Source organism: Rhodococcus sp. P4_B6, assembly GCF_056402215.1.
In genome coordinates this window covers 17,918-36,189 of record NZ_JBFUHV010000085.1, presented here as the reverse complement: position 1 = coordinate 36,189, position 18,272 = coordinate 17,918, and the positions used below count along the sequence as shown (strand labels likewise).

At 67.2% G+C, this 18,272-nt stretch carries 16 protein-coding genes; 15 read left to right on the top strand and 1 reads right to left on the bottom strand.

The genetic code is table 11. From position 1 onward, the window contains the following. The 9 genes from AC1DWT_RS30850 to AC1DWT_RS30810 all read left to right on the top strand — a co-directional run. A partial coding sequence (locus AC1DWT_RS30850) for an ATP-binding protein (RefSeq protein ID WP_477923550.1) occupies positions 1-1,078 on the top strand: 1,078 nt, incomplete at its 5' end. A 1-nt stretch (position 1,079) separates the two neighbouring features. Then, the gene (locus tag AC1DWT_RS30845) at positions 1,080-1,301 is read left to right on the top strand and encodes a biotin/lipoyl-binding carrier protein (protein ID WP_072937218.1); all 222 of its coding nucleotides are present in this window, start codon (positions 1,080-1,082) and stop codon (positions 1,299-1,301) included. 20 nt (positions 1,302-1,321) lie between these two features. After that, complete coding sequence (locus AC1DWT_RS30840) at positions 1,322-2,320, top strand: NADPH:quinone oxidoreductase family protein (protein WP_072937219.1); 999 nt, start codon at positions 1,322-1,324, stop codon at positions 2,318-2,320. A gap of 294 nt (positions 2,321-2,614) precedes the next feature. Next, complete coding sequence (locus tag AC1DWT_RS30835; protein WP_477923548.1) at positions 2,615-3,511, top strand: ABC transporter substrate-binding protein; 897 nt, start codon at positions 2,615-2,617, stop codon at positions 3,509-3,511. Positions 3,512-3,519: 8 nt separating this feature from the next. Next, positions 3,520-4,593 (top strand): phosphotransferase family protein, encoded by a 1,074-nt coding sequence (locus tag AC1DWT_RS30830; protein ID WP_477923546.1) that lies wholly within the window; start codon positions 3,520-3,522, stop codon positions 4,591-4,593. Continuing rightward, on the top strand, positions 4,594-5,823 hold the full coding sequence (locus AC1DWT_RS30825) for an acyl-CoA dehydrogenase family protein (protein WP_477923545.1): 1,230 nt from the start codon (positions 4,594-4,596) through the stop codon (positions 5,821-5,823). Positions 5,824-6,036: 213 nt separating this feature from the next. Next, positions 6,037-7,053, top strand: a complete 1,017-nt coding sequence (locus tag AC1DWT_RS30820) for a PDR/VanB family oxidoreductase (RefSeq protein WP_477923544.1) — start codon at positions 6,037-6,039, stop codon at positions 7,051-7,053. Between the two features lie 10 nt (positions 7,054-7,063). Beyond that, on the top strand, positions 7,064-8,281 hold the full coding sequence (locus AC1DWT_RS30815) for a cytochrome P450 (RefSeq protein WP_257015569.1): 1,218 nt from the start codon (positions 7,064-7,066) through the stop codon (positions 8,279-8,281). Between the two features lie 5 nt (positions 8,282-8,286). Beyond that, positions 8,287-11,004 carry a helix-turn-helix transcriptional regulator gene (locus AC1DWT_RS30810; protein ID WP_477923542.1) on the top strand — a complete coding sequence of 906 codons (2,718 nt, stop codon included), beginning with the start codon at positions 8,287-8,289 and terminating at the stop codon, positions 11,002-11,004. Here AC1DWT_RS30810 and AC1DWT_RS30805 read toward each other — a convergent pair. Further along, positions 10,991-11,647 (bottom strand): histidine phosphatase family protein, encoded by a 657-nt coding sequence (locus AC1DWT_RS30805; protein WP_206013518.1) that lies wholly within the window; start codon positions 11,645-11,647, stop codon positions 10,991-10,993. The genes AC1DWT_RS30810 and AC1DWT_RS30805 overlap by 14 nt on opposite strands. Positions 11,648-11,766: 119 nt before the next feature. Here AC1DWT_RS30805 and AC1DWT_RS30800 point away from each other — a divergent pair, with 119 nt between their 5' ends. The 6 genes from AC1DWT_RS30800 to AC1DWT_RS30775 all read left to right on the top strand — a co-directional run bounded on the left by AC1DWT_RS30800 (position 11,767) and on the right by AC1DWT_RS30775 (position 18,259). After that, the gene (locus AC1DWT_RS30800; RefSeq protein WP_095862230.1) at positions 11,767-12,768 is read left to right on the top strand and encodes a LysR family transcriptional regulator; all 1,002 of its coding nucleotides are present in this window, start codon (positions 11,767-11,769) and stop codon (positions 12,766-12,768) included. A 185-nt stretch (positions 12,769-12,953) separates the two neighbouring features. Further along, a complete protein-coding gene (locus AC1DWT_RS30795; RefSeq protein ID WP_206013517.1) occupies positions 12,954-14,273 on the top strand; it encodes an MFS transporter in 1,320 nt (439 codons plus the stop codon). Further along, positions 14,270-15,460: a CaiB/BaiF CoA transferase family protein gene (locus AC1DWT_RS30790; protein WP_072937225.1), complete on the top strand. Its 1,191-nt coding sequence runs from the start codon at positions 14,270-14,272 to the stop codon at positions 15,458-15,460. The genes AC1DWT_RS30795 and AC1DWT_RS30790 overlap by 4 nt, the downstream gene beginning before the upstream one ends. A 47-nt stretch (positions 15,461-15,507) precedes the next feature. Next, on the top strand, positions 15,508-16,656 hold the full coding sequence (locus AC1DWT_RS30785; protein WP_206013516.1) for an acyl-CoA dehydrogenase family protein: 1,149 nt from the start codon (positions 15,508-15,510) through the stop codon (positions 16,654-16,656). 62 nt (positions 16,657-16,718) lie between these two features. Further along, positions 16,719-17,483, top strand: a complete 765-nt coding sequence (locus AC1DWT_RS30780) for an SDR family NAD(P)-dependent oxidoreductase (protein ID WP_095862232.1) — start codon at positions 16,719-16,721, stop codon at positions 17,481-17,483. Continuing rightward, complete coding sequence (locus AC1DWT_RS30775) at positions 17,480-18,259, top strand: crotonase/enoyl-CoA hydratase family protein (RefSeq protein WP_206013515.1); 780 nt, start codon at positions 17,480-17,482, stop codon at positions 18,257-18,259. Before AC1DWT_RS30780 ends, AC1DWT_RS30775 begins: the two co-directional genes overlap by 4 nt. Positions 18,260-18,272 lie beyond the last annotated feature (13 nt).

The window sequence follows — 18,272 nt, the reverse complement described above, 5'->3', positions numbered from 1 at the left end:
GTCCGGACTGACGTGGGTCGGCCCGAGCGCCGAGGTCATCGAGGTGATGGGTGACAAGGTCGAGTCGCGCCGGGTCGTGGCTGCTGCCGGTGTGCCGATCAGCGGTGACGTCGGCGCGGCGCTCGAAACGGGCGACGAAGCCGTCGCGGAGGCCGAACGTCTCGGATATCCGGTGATGGTCAAGGCATCCGCCGGCGGCGGCGGAATCGGCATGGCCGTTGCTCACGACGAAGAAGGCCTGCGCAAGGCGTTCGAGAACACCAAGTCGATGGCGGCGCGGAGCTTCGGTTCCGATCGGGTCTTCGTCGAACGGTACGTGTCGTCCGCGCGGCACGTCGAGATCCAGATCCTGGGTCTGGAGGACGGTTCGATCGTCGCTCTGGGAGAACGGGATTGCTCGACGCAACGGCGTCACCAGAAGCTGATCGAGGAGAGCCCGGCCCCGCACCTGGATCCGGCCCTGCGAGAGCGCCTCGTCGAGAGTTCGATTGCGGCCGCCCAGGCCGTGGGCTATCGGAATGCAGGTACGGTGGAATTCCTGCTCGACGCCGTCACCGGCGACTTCGTGTTCCTCGAGATGAACACCCGCATCCAGGTCGAGCACCCGATCACCGAACTCACTCACGGTGTCGATCTGGTCGAGCAGCAGTTGAGCATCGCGGAGTCGGGCACCACCACACCGGGTTTCGCCCCCGTTTCGCGCGGTCACGCGATCGAGTTGCGGATCTGCGCGGAAGACCCCAAGAGGTTCTTCCCGCGCCCGGGGCCGATCGACGTGTGGCAGGAGCCGACCGGGCCCGGTATCCGGGTCGACTCGGGCTATACGGCGGGCACCGAGGTGACGCCGCACTTCGACTCGTTGCTGGCCAAGGTCTGCGCGTTCGGCGCGACCCGTGAGGAGGCGCACGCCCGCGCCCTCGCGGCCTGCAGGGAGTTCGTGATCGAGGGGCTCGTCACCAACAAGCCTTTCCTCGAACACGTGCTCGGCTCGGAAGAATTCACGAGCGGGCGTTACGACACCGGTGTGGTCGAGAAGATCCAACAGAGACAAAAGAACTTGGCCAGAAGGAGTGCGTGAGATGTCAGAGACGATCGAGTCGGATATGGGTGCCAACGTGTGGAAGATCCTCGTCGCACCGGGTGACCGAGTGGAGGAGGAGGCGACGTTGATGATCCTCGAAGCCATGAAGATGGAGATCCCGATCCTCGCCGAAGATGCAGGCACGATCGTGGCAGTCCACGTCGCCGAGGGTGACAGCGTCGCGTCCGGTCAGCCCCTCGTCGAATTCGAGACAGCATGAGCACATCGATTCCCCGCCGCATGAAATCCTGGTCGGTCACCCAGCTCGGCGAGCCGATCGACGTCGTGCAACTCGTCGAAGGTGATGTTCCCGAACCTGGTGCAGGGCAGGTCCTCGTGCGTGTCCTGGCGGGCGCAGCCAATTTCCCGGACGTGCTGATGTGCCGTGGCAAGTACCAGGTGCGCCCCGACCTGCCCTTCACCCCCGGACGTGAAGTCTGCGGCGAGGTCGTCGCGGTCGGGCCGGACGTCGTACGGGCAGCGGTAGGCGACCGTGTTCTGGGCCTGACCACTCTTCCCTACGGCGGATTCGCCGAGTACGCCTTGATGGACCAGAGCACGACCCATCCGGCGCCGGCCTCACTCGACGACGCGCAGGCCTCCTGCCTGTTCATCGGGTATCAGACCGGCTGGTTCGGACTCCATCGGCTGGCCAGGATTCGAGAGGGGGAGACCCTCCTGGTTCACGCGGCCGCCGGCGGTGTCGGCAGCGCGGCCATCCAGCTCGGCAAGGCCGCCGGTGCCCGGGTCGTCGGTGTCGTGGGCGGCGAGGAGAAGGCCGCCTACGCCAGGCAGCTCGGTGCCGATGTCGTCGTCGACCGCCGGCAGGAGGACTTCGTCGGGGTCGTCAAGGAATTCACCGGAGGCAGAGGCGCCGACGTCATCTACGACCCGGTGGGAGGCGACGTCTACCACCGTTCGACCAAATGCATTGCGTTCGAGGGGCGGATTCTGGTCGTCGGCTTCGCGGGCGGCGAGATCCAGACCGCGGCGCTCAACCACGCGCTGGTCAAGAACTACTCGATCCTGGGAATTCACTGGGGGCTCTACAACACGAAGAATCCCGGCGCGGTCGATCGATGCCACCAGGAACTGTGCACGCTGGCTGACTCCGGAGCCATCGATCCCTTCGTCAGTCAACGGGTCTCGATGGACGGGGTGCCTGCGGCCCTGCAGAGCCTGGGGGACGGAAAGACCGTCGGCCGAGTGGTGATGGAGCACACCGGGATCGGCCGGTAGCCAGTTTGCGGAAACCGGGGGCAGCACATCGTCAGGCCACCAGGCATGCACTAATCACTAGGAGTACGAATGTTTGGGTCGAAGCAAGGTGACTCGCCCTTCGGAGAACTGCGGGCATTGGACAGCAACATCTCGAGAAGGTCGATGTTGAAGTATCTCGGTCTCGGCACGGCGGCGGTCGGCGCCACCTCGTTGCTGGCGGCCTGCGGGGGTGGACTGGGCGCGGGTGCCTCGGGCCAGGCCGCCAAGTTCACCATCGGGTCGTTTCCGGGTGACACCTTCCTCCTCGATGCGGTGAATCTCGCCAACAACGACTTCGCCAGGAACAACCTCAACGTTCCGAAGTTCATCACCCCGCAGAGCGGTGTGCAGGCGCTGCAGCTCGTCTCCGCAGGCGCTGTCAACGGCTACAGCTCCGACACCCTGCTGCTGATGGGTGCCCACGCCAACAGCACACAGGGCAAGCGACCGGTCATCATCGGTCTGAAGAACGTGTCCACCACCTACGGGATCGTCGTCGGCCCGAACGGCAATTGGCCCGGCGAAGACGCGACCTTCGAAGAGAAGATGCAGTCGCTGAAAGGCAAGTCGATCGGGGTAAGCGCCATCGGCGCGGGCGGTGACCTGCAACTGGACCTCGCTCTGGAGCTGGCCGGTATGCAATCCTCCGACGTCACCCATCTGGCGGTCGGCCCGTCTGCCTCGGCGATCCCGAACATGAAAGCCGGGCGACTCGACGGCTACGTCTCGGTCCAATGGAGCTCGGGGCTGTTCATCGCCCGGGAGACCGGCGGATCGGTGCTGCTCGACTTCGGCAGGCCGTCGATGCCCGAGACGTTGCGCAACCAGGCCGTGGTCTGCATTTCCACCAGCGAAAGTTTTGCCCAGGAGCACGAGGACGTGCTGAAGAACTGGCTTCGAGCACAGTCGGAGGGCAGCGAATGGATGCTCTCCCACAAGGACGAAGCGGCGGAAATCCTGAACTCCGGCACCTTCGACGGCAACGCACCCGAAATCGCCAAGGCCTACATCGAGCACTACGCGCAGGATGTGGCGCCGAAATTGCAACCGATGTTCAAGGCACCCAGGGATCAGGTCGACCACATGATCGACCTTGCCGTCCGCTTCGGAAATGCGAAGGAAGGCGCTATCAGCTACGAGCAGATAGTCCCCGCCTTCGCACGGGCGTGAGGTCGCACATGGAGAACACACAGACAGGTGCCGCCCCGACGCGTCCCCAATCCCCGCCCGGGCTGGATCTCGATCGAATCACCGACTGGCTGGCCGGGGAGCGACCGGGCCTGGTGGCAGGGGAACTGTCGGCCCGGCTGATCGAGGGTGGGAAATCGAATCTGACCTACGACCTCTCCGACGGTGAAAACCAGTGGATCGTGCGTCGTGCGCCACTGGGCGAGGTCATGGCGACGGCTCACGACATGCGCCGGGAGTACCGAATGGCCGGCGCACTTCGAACCACCGACGTCCCCGTGCCGGCGATGATCGCCTACTGCGACGACAAGGACGTTCTCGGCACCGACTTCTACCTCATGGAGCGGATCGAGGGCGTGCCCTATCGGTACGCGGACGAGCTCAGGCCACTCGGCGCGGCTCGAACCCGAGCCATCTCCGTCGAGCTGGTACGCACACTCGCAAAGCTGCACCGGGTAGAACCGCGAGACGTGGGCCTGAACGACTTCGGTCGCCCCGAGGGCTTCCTGGGACGGCAGGTGAAACGCTGGAAGACGCAGCTGGACGCGTCCTACACCCGCGATCTCCCCGGCGCCGACGAGCTCTACACGGCACTCGTCGCGGCCGTCCCCACGACGTCGGCCGCGGGCATCGTCCACGGTGATTTCCGCTTGGACAACGTGCTCGTCGGCGCCGACGACATGCCTGCCGCGGTCATCGACTGGGAGCTGGCGACGCTGGGTGACCCGCTTCTGGACCTGGCCTTGATGCTCACCTATCAGCGGCGAGCGAAGCTCGTGTCCGAACGGGATTCGACGGAACCGGCCAAGTACGACGCGACGCTGGCACCCGGATACCTCACCGAGCAACAGATCATCGAACACTATGAAGCCGAGAGCGGTCGCGAACTGGAGGGATTCGGCTTCCACCTCGGTCTGGCCTGCTTCAAGCTCGCCGCGATCTCCGAGGGCGTCCGGTATCGACACATCAATCGTCAAACCGTGGGTGCGGGTTTCGAGGACAGCGGCAGCACTGTGCCGTTGCTGCTCGAACTCGGGCTCGACTCACTGAAGGAGCACAAGTAGATGGAATTCTCGACAGACGCCCGGACCGACGGGTTGCGCAAGGAACTCGTCGATTTCATGTACGGGCACGTCTACCCGGCCGAGGCGGCGTACCTGGACGAGCTGGACGGCCTCGAGGACCGCTTCGCGTGGTCGGAGTCTCCCATCCTGCAGAAGCTGAGAGCGGAGGCACGCAGCCGTGGGCTGTGGAACCTCTTCCTCCCCGGGGCCGAGGGTGCCGGGCTGACGAACGTGCAGTACGCGCCGCTCGCCGAGATCACCGGCCGCAGCAAGCTCCTCGCTCCCGCCGCGCTGAACTGTTCGGCCCCGGACACCGGCAACATGGAACTGCTGTCGATGTTCGGCACCGAGCAGCAGAAGAAGGAGTGGCTCACCCCGTTGCTCGAGGCCGAGATCCGTTCGGCCTTCGCCATGACCGAGCCCGACGTCGCGTCCTCGGACGCCACCAACATCTCCACCAGTATCGTTCGCGACGGCGGCGACTACGTGATCAACGGCCGCAAGTGGTACATCAGCGGTGCGATGAATCCCAACGCCAAGATCCTGATCGTGATGGGCAAGACGGATCCGTCGGCCGACAGGCATCGCCAGCAGAGCATGATCCTGGTACCGCGGGACACCCCCGGCGTCCACATCACGCGCGCGATGAAGGTCCTGGGGTACGACGACCATCACAGCGGTGGACATGCCGAGATCGAGTTCACCGACGTACGGGTTCCGGTTGCCAATCTCATCGGCAACGAGGGCGACGGCTTCGGGATCGCCCAGGCCAGGCTGGGACCCGGCCGGATCCATCACTGCATGCGCGCCATCGGTATTGCGGAGCGGGCGATCAAGCTCATGTGTGAGCGGGCCGACGAACGCGTGGCGTTCGGCAAGCCACTCAGCCAACAGGGCGTGATTCGCGACTGGATCGCCGAATCGCGGGTCCGTCTCGAGCAGTTGCGCCTGCTGGTCCTCAAGACGGCCTGGCTGATGGACACGGTGGGCAACAAGGGCGCACACACCGAGATCCAGGCAATCAAGATCGCCACTCCGTCGACCGTCGAATGGATCATCGACAAGGCAATCCAGGYCCACGGCGCCGGCGGACTCTCACAGGACTTCTTCCTCGCTCCGGCAGCCGCGTATGTCCGCACGCTGCGGTTCGCGGACGGACCCGACGAGGTGCACAAGAACGCGCTGGCGCGCAATGAACTTCGCCGCCAGGCCGCACGACGCAGTGCCTGACCCCTCGGTCGGCCTCTGCTGAGTTCGTTCGGCCCGCTCGCCCACGAAGCGAGTCGGTTTCGCCGTGACGTCCCACCCGTGTCCCCCTGACCTGTAACCCAGGTGAGGGGGACACTGTCGTGTGTAGGGCCCGTTCGGCAGGCGACTGTGGCTATCGCCTTGATAGTGAGTGAGACATTGATCTCACCAGCAGGACCCGCGCATGATCATGACGTGCCAAATCATCTTGCTCAGCATGGTGTCGACTCGTCCTCGCCCGCATCGCCGGTCACGCGGCGACCCGGAAACCAGACGCTCGAGGTCGCGCGGAAGGACGTCGTGGCAGACGGCGTCGTGAAACTGCGGCTCGAGGAGCCGTCCGGTGGGCGGCTCCCGCATTGGACGCCCGGCGCGCACATCGACCTGGTCATGCCGACCGCGGACGGTGGTTCCCAGGTGCGGCAATACTCGTTGTGCGGCGACCGGTGGGATGCCTCCGCCTACGAGGTCGCCGTGTTGCGGGAGCCGAACTCCCAGGGCGGATCGCAGTTCATTCACGAGAATCTGGCCGTCGGGGACATGCTCAGTGTCGGCACCCCGCGGAACAATTTCGGTCTGGCTCAGGCGAGCCGATACGAATTCATCGCCGGCGGCATCGGGATCACCCCGATCATGACGATGATTGCCGCAGCCGAGAAGCTGGGAATCGACTGGCACCTGCTCTACGGCGGTCGGTCGCGTCGCTCCATGGCCTTTCTCGGAGAACTGGCTCGATACGGAGACCGCGTCACGGTGTGGCCGCAGGACGAATCGGGTCATCTGCCGCTCGATTTCCTCGACAAGCCGACGGAGGGGGTCAAGGTCTACTGCTGCGGACCCGAGCCCCTGCTGGCGGCGGTCGAATCCGCCACCACGAACTGGCCCGGGTGGGCCGTCCGGTTCGAGCGGTTCGTTGCGCCTTCCCAGCCGCCACCGGTCCGCACCGAACCCTTCACGATCGAACTGTCCCACTCCGGCAGGACCGTCACCGTCGGTACCGAACAGACGGTTCTCGAGGCCCTGGACGCCGCCGGCATCCCGGTGTTGTCTTCGTGCAACGAGGGAGTCTGCGGCACATGTGAAGTCGGTGTCGTGGGCGGTGTTCCCGATCATCGGGATTCACTCCTGAGTGATGCGGAGCGCGCCAAGGGAGACCGGATGTTCGTCTGTGTGTCACGTTCGATCACCGAACGACTCGTGCTGGATCTATAGGAGGTTGACAGTGTCGATTACGGATACCACCGGACGGCAGGGCTCGACAGCCCCGTCCCTCGACGACGACCCCTTCTCGTCGGAGACCCTCGAGAACCCGCTGCCGTTCCAGGAGCGACTGCGTGAATCCGGGCCTGTCGTCTTCCTGCCCCGGTACAACGTCCACGCCGTCGGGCGTTACGACGAAGTCCACAGCGCGCTCTCGAACTGGCAGGGCATGACCTCCGGTTCCGGAGTCGGCCTGAACGAGCCGTGGCGGGCCCGGGGACTACTTCAGACCGATCCGCCCGAGCACGACGCACCCCGCGAGGTGCTGCAGTCGATTCTGTCCGCACGAGCATTACGTGCGATGAAGGACGCCTGCACACGGCAGGCCGAGACGCTGATCGACAACCTGCTCGGCGGCACGGCTGCCGGGGACGCGATCGAGATCGACGGATACAACGACATCGCGGCCGTGTTTCCGGTGAACTTCTTTCCCGACGCGTCCGGCATCGACGAGGAGCAGCGGGAGAATCTCGTTCCCTACGCAGATCACATCTTCAATGCCCTGGGGCCGCGAAACGAACGGGTACTGCAGGGGGAATGCCGGAGCGAGGCACTGGCGGAATGGGCCACTGCGAAGTGTGCCCGGGAGTCCCTGAAACCCGAAGGATTCGGCAGCGAGATCTGGGCGGCCGCCGACCGCGGCGACATCATGCACGAACTGGCGCCGCTCCTCACGCGTTCGCTGTTGTCGGCAGGTGTCGACACGACCGTCTACGGTCTCTCCGCGATGCTCTATGGATTCGCCACACATCCCGATCAGTGGGCGGCTCTTCGGCAGAACCCCAACCTCGCCCGAGTCGCCTTCGACGAAGCGCTGCGCTGGGAGTCGCCGGTCCAGATGCTGTTCCGCAAGACGTCGGCCGACGTCGAGATCTCCGGGACCGTCATACCGGCCGAGACGAGGGTGCTGCTGTGCTACGCCGCTGCGAATCGTGACCCGCGCCGGTGGGACAACCCTGATCGGTTCGACCTCTCGCGAGATCCCTCGGGGCACGTGGCCTTCGGGATGGGGATCCACCAGTGCGTGGGCCAGCACGCGGCGCGTCTGCAGGCCGAGTGCCTGCTCGAGGTTCTCGTGACCCGTGTGACGTGCATCGAACTTGCGGCACCCGTACGTCGCTATCACAACAACACGCTGCGAGGATGGAAGGCCATGCCGCTTCGGCTGAGTCTCGCCTAGTTGTTGTGAACGAGTTCGTGTTCGACTGCGCCCTAGAACGATTGAGTGCCGGTGCCGGTTCGACGTACCTGATTCACGGTGAGGCCGGCACCGGCAAGACACACCTCCTGCGGAGCACGCTCGACGCGGCCCGCAGGCGTGGATGGACGTGCTTGTACGCCGCGGCGCACGAGTACGACCACGACATCCCGTACGCGACGGTGCGCACTCTCGTGGGAGTCCTCGGCCACAGCACGGTGTCGAGCGATCCGAGTGGTGTGACGGCGCTGTTGCAGTCGATGACGGATTCGTCGCCCGTGGTCGTGGTCGTGGACGACGCGCACCTGGCGGACGAAGACAGTCTCGTCGCCGTGACCCTCGCCGCTCGGCATCTGGCGGGCCGCCCGCTCCTCGTGATCTTCGCCTCGCGGACTCGGCCGTGGATGACCGGCGAACGTCTCTTCGCGACGATCGGCCCCCTCGTGAGCGAACAGGCGCGGACGGTTCTCGAGGTTCGGCCAGTCGAGGGGCGGGCCCTCGGCGGACTGGTCGAGTCGGTCCTCGACGCCGTGCCCGACGAGCGACTGACCGGCTACCTTTCCGAGCGGACGCGGGGGAACGCGCTGCTGGTCCGAGAAACGGTGAACGCGTTGCACACTGCGGGCGCACTCCGCATCGAACAGGGAATCGGCTACCTGGTCGATGATTCCCCGCCCCAGTTCCCGCGCCCTGCGGCGTTGCTCCACCGGCTGTTTCCCCGGGACCACGCCGTCCGCGCACTGGGTCGTCTGGTCGCGGTGTTCGGACGGGTGGATCTGGACTACCTTCCGCTCCTCGCCGAACTGGCCGAGAGGTCGCTGGGCGAGGTCCGGGCCGCCTTCGACTCACTGGTCTCGAGCGGCGCGCTGGTGGCAACGGGGTCCGGGTGGTACGAATTCGGCCACCCACTGATCGGTGAGCTGCTCTATGGCGAGATCGGTCCGGCCGAGCGCCGCCGCGTCCATGCTGCGATTGCTACGCGGATCGAGGGCACCGACAGCGAGCTGGGCATGCCGGCCCTCGAGCGCGCCCGGCACGCCACCGAGGGCGCGGCGCGCGGCGACATGGTCGCGGTCACGGTGGCGTTGCGTGCCGCCGATCGAGCGCTGCGCACGTCGCCGCGCGCGGCTGCCCGATGGTACGGCCGGGCGCTCGATCTGCTGCCACGCGCGGACGCCGCCGCCGGCGAGATACTCCGCAGGCAGTCCGCGGCGTACTGGAAGGGTGCGCGGCCGGCCCTGGCCATCGAAGCCGGCAGAAAAGCGCTCGGACTTCTCGAGGCGGGCCGTTCCCGCGACCGCACCGTGGCGACGATCGTGCACTGCCACAGCGCGATGGGCGATCCGCAGAGTGCTGCAGACCTACTGGTCGCCGAGGCGGGGCAGGCGAGAGACCCGACGCCCTACCTCGCGCAACGGGCGGCGATGGCGGCGCGCCTCGGTGACACGGATCAGGCGCGCGTCCTGGCCGCGACAGCRTGGTCACAGGTGCGTGAGTCGACGCCGGCGGACCAGGTGATCGCCTACACGTACCTCGGTCAGGTCGAAGCCTCCGTCGGGACGTTCCCGAACGCACTCGAGGCTGTCGACCAGCTCGCAATGCTCGGGACCGGCGAGCGGGAACTCCCGGTGGGCACGCGCACCGGTGCGTTGGAGTCGGCAGCGCACCACGCCGCCACGGCAGGCGCGACCGGTCGCGCGAACGCGCTGCTGACGAAGGCGGGTGAAGCCGCCGGACTCGCCGGATTCGGAAACCTGGGCGGGCAAGCCGTACTCGCTCGCGCGCTCGCCGAGTACACGGCCGGCGAATGGACCGCGGCGTCCGAGACGATTGCCCGGGAGGCCGTCCATCTCGAGTTCTCGGGTATGCGCAGCACTCTGGCTCGCCTACGTGGCGTGGAGGTGCAGATCCTCACGGGCCGAGGTGATTTCCGGCGTGCGGCGTCCGTGCTGGCAGCGACGAAGCCGCCGGCCTCCTGCCGGATCGACTTCGCGATCTGGCAGGCAGTGCAGGCGTCGGTCGAGGTGTCGAGATCCCGGTTCGAGGACGCCATGCCGGTCCTGGAGCGACTGCGGTCGGAAGCGGGAATCCGCGGCTGGAACGAGGTCGGGGCCATCACCCACACGAGTCTGGTCGAGGGCTACCTGGCGTCGGGAGAGGTCGAGGCCGCTCGGCACGTCGCGGACGAGTTCTGCCGCCTTGCGGAGGACATCGGTTCACCCAAGGCCCGGATGGCATCCGGCATCGGCCATGCCCGCAGCTTCGGTGACGTGGACCGCGCACGTGAAGTGCTTCTCGAGGCCGAGGAGCAGGGTATGCACTTCATCGCGGCGCAGGCCCACCATGCGCTCGGCGTCGTCGGCCGGGACGGCGCCGATCACCTCGAGGCAGCCTGGGCATTGTTCAAGAAGATGGACGCGACGCTGTGGCTGAAGCGGGTCGAGGCCGCCGGCCGGTCGCGCGGTCTCGTCCTCGACAGACGTGCCGACAAGTCGGGGGCACCCGGACCTCTCACCGATGTGGAGCGTCAACTCGTCACGCTGGTCCGAGACGGCCTCAGCAACCGGGAGATCGCCGAGGTTCTCCACTACAGCAGCAAGACCGTCGAGGCCTACCTCACCCGCCTCTACAAGAAAACCGGCTACAACTCGCGGGTCGAGCTGATCGTGGCCCACGAGCGGGCGGAAAGTCTCACCGGTAGGTGACCCAGGGGTCCGGGAGATGACCGTGCTCGTTGAACGCCACGAGGGACGTCCCCGACGAGCCGATCACGATCTTGGTGACGCCGGAATTGACCGCGACTCTGTTCAGAGCGAGCCATTGCGGGAAGCCGCCCCCCAGCAGCCGGGCAGTCACCCAGGCGATCGCACCGGCGCTGGAGAAGACGACACCGGTCTGTCCGCGTTCGAGCCCTTCGGCAACGCGGTCGAGGGACGCGTCGACCCGGGTCGTGAACGCACCGAACGTCTCGACGTAGTCGGCATCGTGGTCACCGGACGACCACCGTGTGGAAGCCCGCTCGAGCAGCCGCTGGAAGGCGCGCGAATCCGTCTTCGCCCTCGGATCGTGCTCACCGCTCGCAGCCAGTAGGTCGCTCGCGTCGAACTCGTCCCAACCCGGATCGATGTCGGGGTCAGTCGTGTGCCAGGCGGCGGCCGTGCTTGCCTCCTGAGCCGTCTCTCGTTGGCGTTTCATGTTTCCGGTGACTGTGCGGGCGGGAGCGATGCCGCGACGATTCAGCTCGGTGCCGAGGGCGCGACTCTGTTCTCGGCCGCGTGGCGACAGGCGGTCGTAGTCGTCGGTGCCGAAGGATGCTTGTCCGTGACGGACCAGAAGGACAACACTCATGCGGCGCACGGTAGTTCACCCGGCCACCGGCGGCATACCCTTCTCGGCCGGTCGCCGCACACTCGCGGGAGATCCCTATCGGCCCTCCGCCGCGGTGCGGGTACCTCTAGATTCAGAGCATGGACATGCGGCAGATGGAGTACTTCCTCGCTGTAGTCGACTGCGGCGGGGTCACCCGCGCCGCAGCGCAGTTACGTGTGGCGCAGCCGTCGCTGTCGCAGGCGGTGCGCAAGCTCGAGAAGGACCTGGGCGTCGAGTTGTTCCATCGCGTCGGCCGTGGCCTCGTGCTCTCGCCTGCCGGTGAGGCGCTCGTCGGCCCGGCACGCAGCATCCTGCGGGAGGTGGAATCGGCCGAGAACGCCGTGCGTGACGTCGGGGCGATGCGCGGCGGCCGGATCGACATCGCCTCGCTCTCGGACCTGTCCTCGGATCCGCTGTCGGTGTGGGTCGCCAAGTTCCGCCGGCAGTACCCCGACGTGCGGTTCCACATCGAGGAACGGGACGAGACCGCCGATATCGTGTCGCTGGTCCGGTCGGGGGCGTGCGAGCTGGGCATTCTCGCGCTGCCCCTCCCGACCGAGGACCTCGTCGGGGAGGAGCTCATCGATCAGCAGCTCGTCCTGGTGTGTCCGCCCGGCACCGACGCCCGGTGGCCGGACCCGGTGCCGATCGAGGCGTTGACCCGTGTTCCCTTCGTCATGGGCGAAAAGGGCACGGCGACGCGAGATTTCATCGATCGCTCGCTACGGCGGCGCGGCGTCGAACCCGACGTCGCGGTTGAGGTGCGTCAGCGTGGTGCCGTGCTGCCGATCGTTCTCGCGGGCGGCGGGGTGTCGATCGTGGCCCTGCGCAGCGGACTCGACGCGATGCTGCGCGGCGGGGTGGTGCGTGAACTCTCGCCGCGGCTCACCCGCCGCATGGGCGTGGTCCGCCGTCCCGGCCGGATGACTCACGCGTCCACGGAGTTCCTGGCCTGCGCCCGTGCGTCGTTCGAGGAGTTCGCCACGTCCATCGCCGCGCTCATGTCCTCCGGTGTTTCCCTCGTGGAGGCCGCAAAGCTGACGCGGGCCGAGTTCGACCGCCGGATTCGCGACGACAACGCGCGCGCCACGAACTCATAGGCAATTGCAGTATTTCTCCTACTTTTCTGGTCTTTGACCCGATCGATACTCGGGACTTCAATGGTGTGTACCTGATCACACCGTTGCGACGGGATCCGGATCGATCGAAGGTCGCATTCGAGATCCGTCCGGACTGGTTCACGCCACGCAGACACGTCGCGACGGTTCGTTTCCGAAGAGGCCCTATGACTCAAGTATCGACGCCGACCACCGCAGCGTCCCGGCGCACCAGATCGGCGCTGACCCGGCGCGCCTGGATGATTACCGGACTGCTCGTCGTGTTCATGCTCATCAATTTCGCGGACAAGTCCGTCATCGCGTTCGCCGGCGTCCAGATCCAGAAGGATCTGGGCCTGACGCCGCAACAGTTCGGCATGATCCAGAGCAGCTTCTTCTGGCTGTTCGCCGCCGGCGCCCTGTTCTTCGGCTGGCTGTCGTCCAGGGTGAGTATCCGATGGCTGCTGGCCGGACTGATGCTGCTCTGGGTAGCCACCATGGTGCCCCTGACCGGCACCGTGACCTTCGGCGTCCTGGTGGCCTGCCGGCTCGTCCTCGGGTTCGCCGAGGGCCCGGCCTTCGCCCTCGCCAACCACGCCGTTCACTCCTGGTTCCCGCCGGAGAAGCGTGCCTTGCCGAGCAGCTTCGTCACCGCCGGATCCTCGCTCGGTGTCCTCATCGCTGCACCCGTGCTGACCTGGATCATCGTCCGCTGGGACTGGCACGCCGCGTTCTACCTCCTGATCACGGTCGGTCTGGTCTGGGTGGTCGCCTGGATCCTCCTCGGACGCGGCGCACCCGGCGAGGCCGCCGAGCCGGCCCAGGCAACCGCAACCGTCGTCGACACCGTCGACGCCCCGTACCGGACGATCCTGCGCACCGGGACCGTGATCGGGATCGCGCTGTTGATGTTCTGCTCGTACTGGTCCACCACGCTCAAGGTGTCCTGGCTCCCCGTCTACCTGGAAGACGGTCTCGGCTACGACACCCTGACCACCGGTCGGCTGGTCATGCTTCCCTACGGACTCGCGGCGGTCGGTGCGATCGCTGCCGGATGGTTCTCGAATCGCCTCGTCTCCCGCGGCGTCTCCCGGAAGGTTGCGCGCGGCTACCTGTCGGCCGGCCTGATCGCCGGCGCCGGCATCACCATGGTCGGGTTCACCATCGTGTCGGCCGGACTGCTGCAGATCCTGCTCGTGTCCCTGGCCTTCTCGCTCAACACCGCGGCGTACGGCGTGGCGTTGACGGCAATCGCCGACGTCGTGCAGTCCCGTAAACGCGGCATGGTCCTTGGTGGCCTCGGCGCTGTGTCGAGTATCTCCGGCATGGTCGCACCACTCGTACTCGGTTTCTCGGTCGGCCGGGCGGCCGACAAGATCTCCGGCTACGGCACCGGCTTCCTGATCAGCGGGATCCTGATGATCGTCGGTAGTGCGATCGCGGTGTTCCTGGTCAACCCCGAACGTGACATCACCCTCATCCGCCGGCGTGCCGAGGAGACCGCATGATCGACAAGCCCCTCGACGGCGTCCGCGTCATCGACTTCGGTCAATTCATCGCTGCCCCCGCCGCCACCCAGGTCCTGGTGGACCTCGGCGCCGACGTGATCAAGGTCGAACCGGTGCACGGCGAGTCCGCACGTGGAATCGGCGCGCACGGTAAAGCCATGGTGGAGAACTACAACCGCGGCAAGCGGGCAATCGCGCTCGACCTCAAGGACCCGCGCGGTCAGGAGATCGCCCGCCGTCTGATCGCCGGCGCCGACATCGTGGTGCAGAATCTGCGCCCCGGGGTGATGGACAAGCTTGGTCTGGGCGCGGAGGAGATGCGTGCCGCGCATCCGCACCTCGTGTACGCGACGGTGAGCGGGTTCGGCTTGCACGGACCGTCCAGGAATCGAGCCGGCCTCGACATCGCCGCGCAGGCGGAGAGCGGTCTGATGTGGGTGACCGGCGAGCACGACGGCGAGCCGCAGAAGGTCGGTGCCCAGATCGTCGACGCCGCCACCGGCTACGTCTGTGCCCAGGCAATCCTCGGCGCGTACATCAGGCGCCTGCGCACCGGCGAGGGCGACACCGTCGAGGTGTCGCTGCTCGAGGTCGCCATTCATCTGCAGGCCCCGAACTGGGGCGCCTACCTCGACACCGGCAACGAACCACGGCGAATGGGCAACGGTCAGCCGACGGTCGCCCCGGCCGCCGACATCATGCCCACCAGCGACGGCAGCGTCGTGGTCTCCGCCTACTCCGAGGTCCACTTCCGGCGACTGTGCCGACTGCTGGGCCGGGCGGAACTCGCCGACGACGCCCGGTTCGCCGACAACGAGAGCCGGGTCCGCAACCGCCCCGCCCTGCTCACCGAGTTGCGCGCCGCGTTCGCGACCATGACGAGCGACGAGGCGATGGACGTGCTCGCCGCCAACGGTGTCGTCGCCGGGCGGATCAACACCTATCCCGAGGCGATGCGCAGTCCCGACGTCCAGGCCTCCGGGCTCTTCATCGAGGTCAGCCGCCCCGACGGCGTGCCTGCGACCGCACTCGGCACGCCGTGGCACCTCGAGAGTGTCCCGAAGCTCCCGACGGCAGGTGCGCCCGACCTGGGGCAGCACACCGCCGAAGTGATCGCCGAACTCGGTTACCCGACCGACGCGCTCGATGCGCTGGCAGCCGACGGCGTCGTCGCGCTCGGCCGCTGAAATCCGTCGACGGCACTCACCGTCGACCCATTTTCGAAGGAATCACCATGCAACGCACCATCTTCACCGACGACCACCATGCCTTCCGTGACGTGGTCCGCCAGTTCATCGCCAAGGAGATCGTCCCGAACCTGCCCGACTGGGAGGCGGCCGGCTGCATCCCCCGCGACTTCTACACCAAGACCGCGGCACTCGGCATCAACGGACTGCAGGTGCCCGAGCAGTACGGCGGCGGCGGCATCGACAGCTTCCTGTTCAACACCGTCGTGTACGAGGAAATCGGTTACGCGGCAGCCTCTCTCGGGGGCTTTCAGGTGCACTTGAACACCGTGCTCCCGTACTTTCTCGAATACGCCGATGAGGAACAACGCGACCGCTGGTTCCCCGGCTTCGCCGACGGTGCGCTCGTCAGCGCGATCGCGATGACCGAACCCGGCATCGGCTCCGACCTCGCCGGTGTCACCACCACCGCCGTCCGCGACGGTGACGACTACGTCCTCAACGGGAACAAGACGTTCATCACCGGCGGCATCAACGCCGACCTCGCGATCGTGGTCGCGAGGACCTCGAAGGATCCCGAGAATCGCCGCAGCGGTCTGTCGCTGCTGGTGGTCGAATCCGGCATGCCCGGGTTCACTCGCGGTCGCAACCTGCACAAGATCGGGATGAAGTCGAGCGACACCGCCGAACTCACCTTCGACAACGTCCGGGTGCCCGCGGCCAACCTGCTCGGCGAGGAGGGCGCCGCCTTCAAGATGCTGGCCCACAACCTGCCGCAGGAGCGGCTGTCGATCGCGATCACCGCGCAGGCCACGGCCACCGCCGCGGTGGACCTGGCGATCGCGTACGCCAAGGAGCGGATGGTGTTCGGTAAGCCGCTCGCCGGCTTCCAGAACACGAAGTTCGTACTCGCCGAGTGCGCGACCGAGTTGCAGGCCGGGCAGGCCCTGGTCGACCAGGCGCTGATCGCCCTGGACGCCGGCACCCTCACTCCCGCCGACGCGGCCAAGGTGAAGCTGTTCTGCACCGAGGTGCAGGCCCGGGTCATCGACAAGTGCCTGCAGGTGCACGGTGGCTACGGCTACATGACCGAGTACCCGATCGCGCGACTGTACGCCGATGCCCGCGTCACCCGGATCTTCGGCGGCACCAGCGAAGTCATGAAGAGTGTCATCTCGAAGTCGATGGGGCTCTAGGCATCTCGCACTCCACACCATTCCGGGCACCACTGGGGCCCGGCCACATCGAAGGTTCATCCATGCAGATCAAGGACATCAACGCCGTCGTCACGGGCGGAGCATCCGGACTCGGACTCGCCACCGCCACCCGGCTGGTCGAGTCCGGCGCCACCGTCACCCTGCTCGATCTCCCCGGTTCGCCGGGGGCAGAGCAGGCCGCGGCGCTCGGGCCCGCCGCACGGTTCGTACCGACCGACGTGACCGACGGCGACGCGGTGGCCGCGGCCTTCGCCGCCGCGGCCGAGCGCGGCCCGGTGCGGGCCGTCGTGCACTGCGCAGGCCGCGGACGGCCGATGCGCGTGCTCACCAAGGACCGCAAGGCCGCCGACCTCGAGCCTTTCGAGTCGGTGATCCGGCTCAACGTGATCGGGACGTTCAACGTGCTGCGGTTCGCGGCCGAGGCGATGGCCGCGAACGAATTGCGGGGCGGCGACCGCGGCGTATGTGTCCTGACCGCGTCCGTCGCCGCGTACGAGGGCCAGATCGGGCAGATCAACTATGCGACGTCCAAGGCGGGAATCGTGGGGATGACACTGCCCGCCGCCCGCGACCTCGCCGGCGTCGGGATCCGGGTGTGCACCATCGCGCCCGGCGTGTTCGCGACACCCCTCCTGCTCAATGCGCGCGACGACATCCGGGACGCGCTGGCGGCCTCGGTTCCGCATCCGCAGCGGCTCGGCGAGCCGTCCGAGTTCGCCGCGCTGGCCGAGCACATCATCGAGAACGGGATGCTCAACGGGGAGACGATCCGCCTCGACGGTGCGATCCGGATGGCACCGAGGTGACCGCAGAGGCGCCCGCACCGGTCGTGCTGACGGAACGGGTGGGGCCGGTGCTGGTCATCACGCTGAACCGACCGCAGGCCCGCAACGCGGTGGACCGTGCGGTCGCGGAGGCCGTCGCCGAGGCGGTTCAACTGCTGGACTCCGATCCGCGGCTGCGAGTGGGTGTGCTCACCGGAGCCGGCGGATACTTCTGCGCAGGAATGGATCTCAAGGCCTTCCTGCGGGGTGAGAGCCCACGCGTCGAGGGTCGCGGATTCGCCGGGCTGGTGGAGGCGCCGCCCGCCAAGCCCCTGATCGCCGCCGTCGACGGTCCCGCGCTCGCGGGCGGTTTCGAGATCGTCCTGGCGGCGGACCTCGTCGTCGCCGCGCCGACCGCGACGTTCGGCCTGCCCGAGGTCCGCCGCGGCCTGGTCGCCGCCGCGGGCGGGTTGACCCGGCTGCCCGCACGGCTGCCGCGAGCGGTGGCGCTGGAGATGGTGCTCACCGGCAAGACCGTGACCGCCGCGCAACTGCACCCGCTGGGGCTGGTCAACCGGCTGGCCCCCGAGGGCGAGGTGTTGGCGGCGGCGCTCGAACTCGCCGACGAGATCGCCGGCAACGGGCCGCTCGCAGTCCGGGCCAGCAAGCGGGTCATCGACGAGTCTCCCGGCTGGCCGCACGCGGAGATGTTCGAGCGGACCCGGCAGATCGTGATGCCGGTCTTCGACTCCGACGACGCCCGCGAGGGCGCCGCCGCCTTCACCGAACGCCGCGCCCCGGTCTGGACCGCGACGTGATCACCGAGAACGA